This is a genomic window from Microcystis sp. M53603_WE2 (genome assembly GCF_030065435.1).
The window spans coordinates 1-12,800 of sequence record NZ_JASJFF010000681.1 but is presented as its reverse complement, the minus strand read 5'-3'; the positions used below and the strand labels follow the sequence as shown (position 1 = coordinate 12,800).

At 41.2% G+C, this 12,800-nt stretch carries 5 protein-coding genes; 2 read left to right on the top strand and 3 right to left on the bottom strand.

Annotated elements, in window-relative coordinates:
• Together zwf and PX481_RS14740 are read right to left on the bottom strand one after the other, a co-directional pair.
• Positions 1 to 1,148, bottom strand: a 1,148-nt coding sequence (zwf, locus tag PX481_RS14745) for a glucose-6-phosphate dehydrogenase (RefSeq protein ID WP_288094845.1), incomplete at its 3' end; no start/stop codon positions are given.
• 346 nt (positions 1,149 to 1,494) lie between these two features.
• A complete protein-coding gene (locus PX481_RS14740; RefSeq protein ID WP_002757153.1) occupies positions 1,495 to 2,685 on the bottom strand; it encodes a DUF3747 domain-containing protein in 1,191 nt (396 codons plus the stop codon).
• 457 nt (positions 2,686 to 3,142) lie between these two features.
• Between PX481_RS14740 and PX481_RS14735 the strand changes: the two genes are divergently transcribed.
• Together PX481_RS14735 and PX481_RS14730 are read left to right on the top strand one after the other, a co-directional pair.
• The gene (locus PX481_RS14735; protein WP_288094843.1) at positions 3,143 to 9,280 is read left to right on the top strand and encodes a translocation/assembly module TamB domain-containing protein; all 6,138 of its coding nucleotides are present in this window, start codon (positions 3,143 to 3,145) and stop codon (positions 9,278 to 9,280) included.
• A gap of 82 nt (positions 9,281 to 9,362) precedes the next feature.
• A complete protein-coding gene (locus PX481_RS14730; RefSeq protein ID WP_002757157.1) occupies positions 9,363 to 9,854 on the top strand; it encodes a GNAT family N-acetyltransferase in 492 nt (163 codons plus the stop codon).
• Here the strand turns inward: PX481_RS14730 and PX481_RS14725 are convergent.
• Positions 9,851 to 12,800, bottom strand: a 2,950-nt coding sequence (locus tag PX481_RS14725; protein ID WP_288094841.1) for a plasmid replication protein, CyRepA1 family, incomplete at its 5' end; no start/stop codon positions are given. The two genes, PX481_RS14730 and PX481_RS14725, sit on opposite strands and share 4 nt — an antisense overlap.

Below are 12,800 nucleotides of genomic sequence, written 5' to 3'. Positions count from 1 at the left end.
GCCGATTGGAAGATTAATAACGGCACATGGCGGAATTGGATGGCAATCTCGGAAACTTTTTTCGGCAGACGTTTACCGGTACGCAGATAGAAAGGGACACCCTGCCAACGCCAGTTATCTACCATTAATTTCATGGCCACGTAGGTGGGGGTGGTCGATTCCGGATTAACCCCCGGTTCTTGCCGATAGCCCAGAATGGGTTTTCCTTTCATCCAACCGGCTTTATACTGGCCGCGGATGGCGGATTTTTCCAGGTTATTAATATCGGCCAGGTGAGTCGCTTGCAGGACTTTGACTTTTTCGCCGCGGACACTATCAGCGTTAATAGCGTTGGGCGCTTCCATGGCCGTCAAGCAGAATAACTGCATCAGGTGATTTTGCACCATATCGCGCAAAGCTCCCGATTTTTCGTAATATCCGGCCCGCTCCTCCACTCCCACGGTTTCGGCCACGGTAATCTGGACGTGATCGATAAATTGACGATTCCAGAGGGGTTCAAAGATAGCGTTAGCAAATCGGAACACCAATAAGTTTTGGACGGTTTCCTTGCCTAAATAGTGGTCAATGCGATAAACTTGGTTCTCCTGACAAACCTCTTGTACGACTCGATTGAGAACTTGGGCAGAACTGAGATCTTTGCCAAAGGGTTTTTCGATCACTAACCGGTGTTTAATTGGGTCTTTCAGCATTCCAGCCGCGCCAAGGTTTTTAAGACCGGGAGGGAAGAAATTAGGAGAAACCGCTAGATAAAAGACTCGATTGCCACGGGTTCCCCGGATTCCGTCTAATTCTTCCAGAAAAACTTTCATTTTGGCGTAACTTTCCGGATCGTCCATGTTGCCGGGGAAATAGTACAACCCTTGGGCGAAGTCTTGCCAATATTCCTCACTGCCAATCCCGTCGGAAAATTCTTCGATGCCTTGGCGCATCTGTTGGCGAAAATAATCATGACTCCACTCTCGGCGCGCTGTACCAACGATGGTTAATTCGGCCGGTAGTCGTCTTTCCCGTTTCAGTTGATAGAGAGCAGGAACCAGTTTTCTTTGGGTTAAGTCTCCCGATGCCCCAAAAATGACTAAAATTAGGGGTTCTGGGGTTCTTTCTTGTCGCAATCCCACTCGGAGAGGATTTTCGAGCAGCTTTACCATAGGATTTTGTCTAGCCGAGGTGCATTATTTTCCAGTCTAGCGAGAATACCCGACGGCATACCTAAAGTAAAAATTAACAACCACAATCAGTAATCAGTAATCAGTAATCAGTGATCAGTAATCAGTGACCAGTAATCATACTAAATCTGGTTATTAAAGACTGATTATTGATTCCTCCTTTTGCATGAGTGCCTAGGCCTTTTTGAGATCAAAAAGTTCCGGGACTGGGAGTGAGCGGGGGGAAAATTGGGGGACTTTTGCCCTGAAAATTAGGTAATTGACCTCCTAAAAATGGGTAAAACCCCACAATCTAACCCTAAGAAAAACTTTTTGCCGCAAACCCTACTTATTTTTTGGCGGTTTTAACACAATCGAGGGTACGGACGATGGCGGCTGCTGCGTAGTTACGACGGGCGGGATCGTTTGGTACAAAAGAACTACCCCGTTCGTTCAAGGGAGAGGCCACACCGCAAAATCCCGACATCTGGGTAATTAAACTGGCGGCCCAATGGCCGGAAGTATCGGAAAAATTGACGGGGGTTTTAGTTTGGGCTAAATCGGGGGCTTGTTTTTGCTGAGTTTTCAGGTAGGTGGCGGCCTGTTTGAGAATCGCCATCAATTCGGCCCTGGTGATGGGGTCGGTGGGACGGAATTCGCCGTTAGCTTTGCCGGCAACAATACCATTGGCCCGGGCCCATTGGATTTTTTTGGCACTCCAGCGCGTCGCTTCTACGTCGTTAAAACTGCCGCTGCCGGGGGGAATCTCTTCTAGGTTAATTTTGGTGACAGTTCCCATCCCTTCAATAATCATCGAGACGAATTGTTCCCTGGTGACGGGATTTTCGGGGCGGAAGGTGTTATCTTCTTTAAAACCGGCCACTACCCCAAGCGCGATCGCTTTTTCAATCTCAGTTTTATAGATATCGCCGCTAATATCCTGAAAACTAGACCCAGAACTGGGGGGAGGAGTGGTTTCGCTGAGGGGAGGTCTGCCGGTGGCTGCGAGAACTTCCGCTTCTTTGCCGCTAAAGTAGAAGTGGCCTAAACTTTTGCCTTCAAAGGTACGACGGCTAAATCTCCAACCCGGTTCGAGGATAATTTTCATAAATCCTGTTTGCATTCCTCGGGTTCTTCCCACCACTAATTCCGGTCTGCGCGCATCCCGGGGAGTTCCCACTAAGTATAATTCGCCATTGCGTTCCACAATACGCAGGATGTAATCTAGCCCAAAATCCCGGCCATCGAGACGGATAGAATAACCATTACTATCAGTGGCGCGGCGACAAATGCCGGTAAAGTCAAAGTTGAGGAGCAGCGGGTCAATCATGACGGGATTTGAGCCGCTTTCGCTCCAACACTTCTGTTTTCCCGGAATTTGTTCCAATACTAGCAGGTCAAATTTATTACCTCCGTAGGGACGAGCGATCGCTACTACCTGGGTCTGCTCGATGTCCTGTTCGTCAAAGTTGGCCGCTGGTGTGGCAGTTATGCCCAAGGTCATTAGGGCGGTTAGGGCGATCGATAATCTGGCTTTCATAATCTTTATCTATAAGACGCTTTTTGCAGTAAAAATAGACGTGCTAGTCCCAATATTCTAAGACTGAATACTTCTGGTTGTTGTTCCAGACTGCGCCGGATTGTTGTCTGTCCGCACAAGTTTTCTCTCAATCTTCAATTTCCGAACCTATTGATCCGAGCAATATTCTGCTTGAACTGGTGGGGTGATCAATATTAATTCGGTTGACTGTTGAAGCTAGGCAGATTTTGGCGGATTGTTGAAAATTTTAGCCAGCCATTCGAGTCTTAGGCTAAGATGGGGAGAGAGGCTTTTAATTGACCGCATCCCTTGACTTCCTCACAGGATTTAAGCCCAATAATTGCCTAAAAAATGGCAATTAATCGATTGAGGGCTATCAGTGCTGCGGTGAATTATCATAGTTTATTAGCTCTGGTGAGCCGTTGCCCTTTCTTTGGTGTGTGTGAGGTAAACAATTATGAGTAACTCCCCTGGCGATCCTTCTTCTCGTCCTAATCTTTTTCTGAGTATCGGTCGATTTTTACGCCGGCCTTCTACTTTAATTGTCGGGGGAATTACTCTCCTAGGAATTACCTCCCTTGGCTATTTTACGACTCGTTATTTAGTTTATGAACGTCTCACCCCAATTTTAGATAATATCTTCAGTGAAATGCTGCATAGACCCGTCAGGGTAGGTAAGATAGAGGGCTTTTATTTTAATCGCATCCGTATCGGTAAATCGGAAATTCCAGCTACGGCCAATTCTGCTGATAGTTTATCTATTGATGCGATCGAATTGGGATTAAATCCGCTGCCCTTACTTTTAGGTCTGCCGCTGCCGGTTGATGTCAAGTTAATTAATCCCAGTATTTATCTCGATCAGGATAAAAATGGTCAATGGCTCGATAATTTAGAAAAAATATCTAGTAACTTTGAGCGGGAGGCACCTATTAAGTTAAATCTGGGTGTTCAGGTGGAGAAGGCAGCTATTACTATCCAACCCTATACCCTGAAAAAACCGATAGAAATTAAAGCCGATGGTCAGGGAAGATTTCTTGATAATCAAAGGCAACCTCTCACCTACGATCTTAGCGCAGAAATCCTCAAAAGTCAAGTAAAAATTCAAGGAGAAACGGCGTTAAAAACGGGTGAAAGTCAAACTAATCTTCAGATTGATCGTTTAAATTTAAGTGAACTATTAACTTTAATTCCTAATCGCAATTTCCAATTCAATCAAGGACAAGTAAATGCCAATATTGCTCTCAATATTCCCAGTTGGGCAAAGCTAAATCAAACCGAAGGAAATGGTAATTTTCAGGTGACGGATGTAGCGGGAAAATTCCAACCTTTTCAGTATCCAATTAAGCTAACAACTAAGTTAAATTTACAGGGAGATAAAGTATTAGTTGAACAGGCGAACGCAAGTATTGGCAAGATTAAAACTGAGGTGAGAGGAGAAGTAAATTGGCAAACTGGTTATCATCTCAATGTCGCTCTAGAATCGGTGGATTTACAACAACTTTTAAGAATTATTTATCTGCAATCACCTCTAGATTTACGGGGAGAAGCACGCTCTACTTTTCAAGTGACGGGAAAACTAGATCAACCTCTAATTAAAGGAACCGTTAGCAACAGCAAACCGATTATTTTTGAGCAAATTCCTATTCAATCAATAACCAGTAATTTTCAAACAAATCTCAATCGTCTTAATTTAGATAAAATTCAAATTAAACCCGTCGCAGGTGGAGAAATTAAAGGAGAAGGAAAATTGCAGTTAAATATTCTGCAATCCCTGCAAAAAAATCAACCTCTTGACGGGACCAAAATGCCGATTGATTTGAATTTACAAGCCAATTTTCCCACGAGAAAAATTTTATCTCAACTGGCAACAATTCCCGCTAAAATTAATATAAACGATCTGCAAGCTAATATTAAAGCTAGGGGTAGTTTAGGACTGCCACAATTATTAATTAATTGGCAAATACCCAGGGTTAATCAGTCAGGATTAATCAATGTTGCCGGGGAGGGTAAAGTATTTTTAGGGGGCAACAAAATAAATTTAACCGATACGGTCATTAAAACAAATGGCGGCAAACTACAGGTTAATGGTAATGGTGATTTTACTAGCAAATTAGTCCAGGGAAAAATCACGGGTAATAACTTTTTATTGACTCCTTTTGTGCCTCTTGTTTGTCAATATTTAGATAGCATTTGCCCCTACCTAGAAACCTTAGAACCCTTAAATTTAGAGACAGCTAATATTCAAGTTAGTGGCAAAATTGACCAACTTAATATTAATACTTTAAACGGAGTTGCTAACTTAAGAATTAGCGGTAAACAAGGCACAATTTCAGTCAATAGTCAAGTATTGCAAGGAAATCTTCAGGCTAACGCTTTCTTAGCGGGATTGCCGATTAATTCCCTATTGCCTAACTTACCAACCCAGGTTAAATTACTGCAATCGCAAATTAATTTACAAGGTTATTTAGGAGAATTACTAAATAATAAAAATAATATTTTCAGCAGTTGGCAAGGTCAAGGGAATATGGAGTTATTAGTAGATAATAATCCTTTAATTGCCACAGCCAGACTGAATCGAGGTTTTCTGACAGGAACAGTCAACACTGGGGGAATTAGTCTCAATCCTCTAGTGGAAAATTTAACAGTTCCCGTTAGTTTAGGCAGGGCAAAAATCAGCTTTGCTGGCAGAATAAATGCTCTGATTAGCGGTACTTTAACGGATTTACAAACTTGGCGCGGAGAGGGGGATATACAGTTATTTGTCAATAATCAATCCCTGAGAACGACAACCCAACTGGAACAAGGTATTTTAAGCGGTATAGTTAATACGGCTGGCATTAACTTAAATCCGTTTTTACCCAATATAAATATTCCTGTTAGTCTAGGGAAAACCCAAGTCAATTTCACCAGTGCAATCAATAATTTACTAGCGGGAAAAATCCCTAATTTGTCCACCGTCAATGCTAGGGTAAATACTCGGTTGTTAGTGGATAATAATCCGATTAATACTGATATTCAGTTAAACAACGGTATTTTTAATATTCTCAGTAGCTTAGAGCGTTTTCAGACTAATGTTCCCCTAGCGTTGAATATTGACCAAACGAAGTTTCAAGCGACAGGAAATGCCCAAACTATTTTCGACTCTCTGCTAGAAAAACGACTCAACTTAAGCAGTGTCAAAGTAGTTTTTAACTCTCGTATTAATGTAGCTAAAGGAGAGATTAAAGCTAAGGCACAACTGAATAATAATTTCTGGCAAAGTGATATTATTGCCGCTAATCTTGATCCCGCTGCCCTAATGGGGCAATTGCCAGGAATAAAATCAATCTCGATTCCTAACTTAGATTTTAGTGCCAATTTAGCGGGAAATATTAAAGAAATTTGGCAGGGAGTAACACCAATTCAGGTTAATAATCTTTCGGCACAGTGGGGAGAAAATAGCTTTAATGTGCGAGGAAATATTCTTTTAGCTAATCTTATCAGTCAACCCGATATCGCTGAGGTTAACTTAAATCTACAGGCAAAAACCGACCTTGCTACTGTACCGCTAACTCAGATTATATCGCTTTTACCGATCGATCCTCGTTTGAAACCCAGAGAATCGACACTGACAGGGAGCGGAGAATTTCAAGGACAAATCACGGGAAAAAATCTCTTAACTGCTTGGCAAAAAGTGGGAAATATACAAATCAAAGGAGATATAAATTTAGCGAATTTTAGCATTAATGATCGACCCTTTGAACCTATCTTAAAAGGAAGTATGCAAGCAGGAATCGGTCAAAATATTAGTTTAAATCTGCGGGGAAATCAGGACATTATTGACCTAACTTTCGATCCTTGTCAACAAAATAATTGTCTGCTGCCCTATCTTCCCTTAGGGATAAATATTCGCCAAGCTTTTGGAAATAAAACTCCTTTTCTAGCAACAGCTAAACGAAGCGGCGAAAATTTCAATGTTCAGATTGCCGATTTTCCCCTAGAAATCCTGAAAATATCTCCCACGGCAGCCTACAATGTTCCGGGGATTATTGCTGGACAAGTGAATGCTAATCTAGACATCAATTTATTTAACTTACAGGGACAGGGACAACTAGAGATTAACCGACCTAGTTTAGGTAACTTAATTGGGGAAAAATTAACGGCAAATTTGGTTTATCGGGATTCCATAGTTCAACTGCAAGAAGGTAGTTTACAAGCGGGTGCCAGTCAATATAATCTGCAAGGTTTATTTAATTGGCAAACCCAGGAAATAGAAGCTAAACTCAGGGTAGATCAAGGTTATATTCAAGATTTATTATCAGTTGCTAGTATCTATGATTTAACCAGTTTAATCAACCTTTTCTCCTCCGAGAGTAACCAGGCTATTCAACTTAGTCCCCTAGGAGTAGGTAATCCCGAAGCTTCCCTAGCACAACAGGTAAATTTGCGGGCAAAAATTGAAGAAATAATCCAGCAATTAGCAGGGGAAAGAGGGGTAGTCGGCATACCTTCCGAACTAGATTTTCGCGGCCGTTATCAAGCAAATATAGCCTTAACTGGTACTTTAAAAAATCCCGATCTTAGCGTACAATTTCAGGGCAATAGATGGGAATGGCGACCCCAAAGACCGACGGTAAATATTGTTAACCCTCTGGGAATTGTCACCACCGATACCCAATTAATTCCTATTGATGAAGTAACAATTAATCTTAACTTAAATCGTCAGTTGCTCAGGATAGAACCGATTAGATTAAAATCACGAGATTCTTCCGTATTTTTAGCGGGTGATTTTTCCCTAAAAAAAGTAGAGGGAAGTTTTGCCGTGGAAAATCTTTCTCTCGATCTCTTGAGAAATTTTGTGCAGTTTCCCTTAGATTTGTCCGGTAGTCTAAAAACTCAAGGACAAATTACAGGAACTTTATTAAATCCTCGTATTCAGGGTAATTTTGCCTTTATTGACGGTGCAATTAATGCCCAAAATATTAATCAAGATATAATTGGTTTATTTACCTATAACCAGTATCGTTTTGATTTGCGGACAACCTCCTCCGAATCAATCCAACTCTATGCCAGCATTCCCTATCCTCCCTTACCGGGTAATGATCAATTAAAAATCCAAGCAAAATTGGGAACCGATGCAATCAAATTAATTGAAGCTATCAGTCAAAACGCCATCGAATGGGTTAACGGTGAGGGAGAGGTAGTTCTTTCAGCGACGGGAAGATTAGATATAAAAGAGGGTTTAAAAATCAAAGATTTAGAAGCAAATGGTATAGTTACTCTCAATAATGCCGCTATCCGCAGTGTTGCTTTTCCAGAGATTTTAACCGTAAATGGCCGCATTGGGTTAACCCCTGAAAACTTAACAGTAGAGGAATTACAAGGCTCGATCGCTGACAGACAAATTTCTGTGGTGGGAGTTTTACCTTTCTTTCAAGCCATCAAAAATAATCCTAATCCCTTAACAGTTAATATTCAAGAGGGAGATATAGCAATTAATGGCCTTTATCGGGGATTAATTGCTGGGAATGCCATGGTAACGGGAACAATTCAGCAACCAATTATCGGGGGGAATGTGCGTCTTTCTAGGGGTAAAGTTTTTCTTCCTCGCACCCCAGAAATTAATCAAGAAACGGATAAACCGGTGAGTCGCTGGTTGCAGCCTCTCAACATTCCTCAGACGACAAATATTACTCCAGTTTTAAATAATTTCCAAGTGTCTTTAGCGGGATTATCCATCGAACAAGAACCTTTGTATCAATTTGATTTTAGTGGTGCTTTAACCTTGAACGGTCCGCTCACTCCACTAGAGAAATTACAAACCAATGGAGTGATTAATCTCGATCGAGGACGGGTTAGTTACATCGATACGCGTTTTCTTCTTAACCGACGCAATCAAAATGTTATTGTTTTCGATTCTAGTCGCGGGTTGGGACTTTTTAATCCCTTTGTTGATATTCAACTGCGAACAATTCTCAGCGAATTTTCTCAATCTCGTGATTTTGCTATCTCCCGTCCAGGGGGGGATTTTCCTAGTAATGAAATTCCCGATGATAGCCTCAATCGCATTCAAAGGATTGATGTCACCCTCAGCGTTGAAGGGGAATTAAACCGCTTGCTACCAAATTTAGGACGTAATATCAATGAAGTGTGCCAAATTCGTCCCGATAGTCCACCTTTTCCCCTAGAGGAAAACTATACAGATACAGAATTACAAAAAGCTGCTAATTGTTTACAAGCAGTGGCTTTTGCTAGAGGTGAAGATGAGGGACTGCTTAATACTCCCCTAGTTAAATTAACCAGCACTCCCCCCCGCAGCCAAGGGGAAATCGTTCGACTTTTGGGGGAACAATTGCTGTCGGTTTTTAATGGTTTACAGGGGAAAAATACGGAACAATTAATTCAATTTGGAGTGGTTCAGTTGGCAATTCCCCTCTTAGCCCAAGGAGTCGTGTATGATGTGGAAAATGCGGTTAGTAATGCGATCGGAGCAACGGATTTTAATATTCTTCCCAATTTGGAAACCGTCTATCGAGTTAATTCCCAGTCTTTTATCCGCTTCTCCTACGATTACAATTTGAATGAGTTTACCGTCCGCTATCAAACCCAATTTTAAAGTAAGATTGAGAGATATAGCATAATTCAGAAGTTAGGAGACAAGGGAAAATTAGGTTATACTTCATCTTACTTGATATTCTATGATTATTCGCGAGGCTAAAGAAACAGATTTACCAACAATTATCGAGATTTATAATGCTGCTGTTCCCACTCGCAAGGCAACCGCAGATTTAAAGCCTATTTCCCTCGAAAGTCGGCGAGAATGGTTTGAAAAGCACGATCCTGAACAGTATCCCATCTGGGTAATAGCGATCGAAGGTCGGGTGGTGGGTTGGCTGAGTTTACAGATGTTTTATGGTCGTGTCGCTTACCAAAAAACGGCAGAGGTTAGTTTATATATTGCCCCCGATTATCAAGGTCGTGGAATCGGTAAATTATTAGTAGAATATGCCTTGGAGCGCTGTCCCCAATTGGGTATATCTAATCTTATCTGTATTATTTTTGCCCACAATCAAGCCAGTATTTGTCTCTTTGAAAAATTCGGCTTTCAACGATGGGGTTATTTACCCCAAATTGCCGCTCTAGACGATTTTCTGGCTGATGTGGTCATTTTAGGGAAAAAAGTCGCTTAAATAGGCAATTTCTCCATAGCTAGACTAAATTCTAGACTTAATTGAATATAAGCATTTTCTGATTCGCCTAGAGATGGTTTCTGGGTGAGAGAAAAGAGATAGTCCTCATACCAAATCTCAGAACTTCCCGCACATTTTTCGTCTCTAAATAACCATTGTTGAAACACTTGTTCTCTCCCATCCTGAGGGGCAACAATCTGATAAACTTTTAGAGATTTTTTAGCAATTCTCTGGCTGCCCTTGCTGGTTAATTGATAACCTAACAAGTTCAAACAATTACGAATAATCGTCAGAGGACGGGCAGTATTAGAGAGGTTAATCTTGGTGATAGTTTTAATCTCGTTGCGGTTTTTAATGGCGATTTCGGCCATTTTTTGTAAATCGGCATCATGATTAGTTAATTCTCTTTCAGGGTTAGCTAATAATACGGGAATTCCCAACACTTCTAACGTCCCGATAATCACTCCTAATTGACTACCATTAAAATCGGGAATAAATAAACTTCCCTGACCTGATTCTATCAGTTTACGGGCAATTAAAGCATCTCGATCGCACAAAAATTGTCGCCCAATTGTCAAAAAGTAATGTAGGCGTAGTTCTTGATACCATCCCTGATCATCTTTAATCACTAATTGCGGTGTGACGGGGATTCCATAGCGTTTGTATAGGTCATATTTCCTGATAATTCTCCTTTCTTTCACTGACTTAATTAACTGTTTTTTTAGCCAACGATATTCTGATTCCGTGATCTCGTCTGCGCTGGCAATTTCCTCGCATTCAGAACGATAATTATGTTCCCTAATTTCCTCAATTGCTGCCGTTAACTGATTATTTATTTCTAGTTCTTCTTCCTGATTCCGTTCTTTAATTCTATGACCTTCTGCTTGTAAAATACCTAGAATTGACTGACGATAATTAAGCATATAAGCATTTACTCGCACAGCCATTTTTGCCCAGCAGAGGAGAGATTCCGCTTGAAAAGTTGTATCTAAATCCTCCAGAGATTCTAAATCTGACTGGTGTAATAAGCGAATATTAACCTCCGTTAGTCGGTGTCCAGAGGTGAGAAGTTTGGGGATAGAAGTGGAACCATTGCCCACCTGATTAAATCCGTACACTGCTGACCAAATATAACGAGGAATATTCTCTCTAATTCTCCCTAAAAATTGAGCGATAGAAGTGGGAGTTTGAATCCCCTGTGCTAAACACCAAACCGAGGTAAAGTGTTGCTGAATATCAATACTAATTCCCGTTTCGATCGCAGGACTAGCTAGAACTATATCATAGTTAAGCAACAATTGATTTAAATTGCCAATCGCCTCATAGGCAGCGTGACTAGAATCTTGCAATGACTCTGAGTCTATCCGCAAAATTTTCTTCTGGGGAAATTGCTTTCTTAGATAAAATTCTAGGGTAATTGTCCCCCATTTACTGGTTAACTTTTGTGCTGACAGACAAACAAAAGGTTTTCCTCCCTCTTTAATATGTTTGACTAAATCATTAACTAGCTGTTGGGGAGTATTATCAGAGTAGTTATAAACTCGCCAAGCTTCCTTATAATTAGGTTTCCAATCGTTACTAATTAAAAAATTTTCTAGTTTAATCGCCGCTAGAGAAGTTAAGTATTCTAGGGAAATATCACTTAAATCAGCATCGGCAACTAGGACTTTGCCCCCACTGCTGACCACAGTTTGCAGCAGGGACTTTAGGGATCTTAAAATTGCCACACGATTAGTTTTACAAGTATCCCCATTTAACCCATGCCATAGAACCTGTTCGATCTCATCGATAATAATGATAGCTTCTCGCCAATCTTCCGCTTGAAATTTAGCTTGTGATTGGGGATGGAGAGAGTCAATACATAAACCATAACCGTAAATTTGTGCCGCAGGATTGTCCCTAACTTGACTGATATAGTTTAAACCAAAGCGTTGACATAACTCCTCCACCAGTTTCACCCGATGACCGATAACTAAAACTTTTTGTTGATTGGCAATAGCCTGTTTAACTATCTTGGCTAAAAACTCAGTTTTCCCCGTACCTTTAGCCGATTTAATCGCCATTAACTGCGCTGATGTAGGGATGGCAATATCTGGCAAGTAACGGCTATTTAACTCTAGATGAGGTGGGAGAGTTAAACTATTTAAACTCGCTGCCTTCCAAATTTCCCAAGAGGTAGCTTTTTGATAGACTTGTTGGAAGTAATCTTCCCCTCGATTGATTAGTAAATCATCCACCCCTTTACCATCAGCAGCATCCCAAGTAACCACCTTTACCTCACAGTTAGCCTGACTGAATAGATAACCCATTCTCTGTAAAGCTAAATTAACCGCTTGTTGGGTTTTTGGTTTAGTTTCTTGATCAAAAACTAGATAAATCTTTCGTCCGGAATTAGCTAATTTTTCCAGCTGCGGAATTAGATGAGATTTGCCGATTCTCCTACCTAGTTCGTCCTTGGGAGTACGATAACCATTGTGAATCCCTGGTAAGGCAATTGTCACATAACCTGCTGTTAGTAATGCCCCCGCTTTTTTCGCTCCTTCCGTAAGACAAATAGGTATCTCTGGATGTTTGATTACCCAAGACCAAAAACCGAGATCCTCTTGCTTATTATCCACTTCTTCAGTTAAAATATTAATACTGATAGACTGGGCTATCCTTTGCCAAATTTTCAGGGGAACCCGCAAAGCAAAGACTCCCGTAGGGGTTTGGGGGGGATGTTCGTACTTAATCGGTTTAGCCTTATCGAAGCTTAAACGGGGAAAATCGGGCTTAAAACAGCCCCAAAGGTCATAATTACCAGTTAATAAGTCAATTCCTGAACACCACCAACCGCCTTGACTGGTATGTTCATAACGCTTGAGAATACTATCCCTAACCCTGCCATCATTGCGTCGCGGTAATTCTTGGGAGGAGAGTAGGTATTCACTGGGAGATAACCCCGCT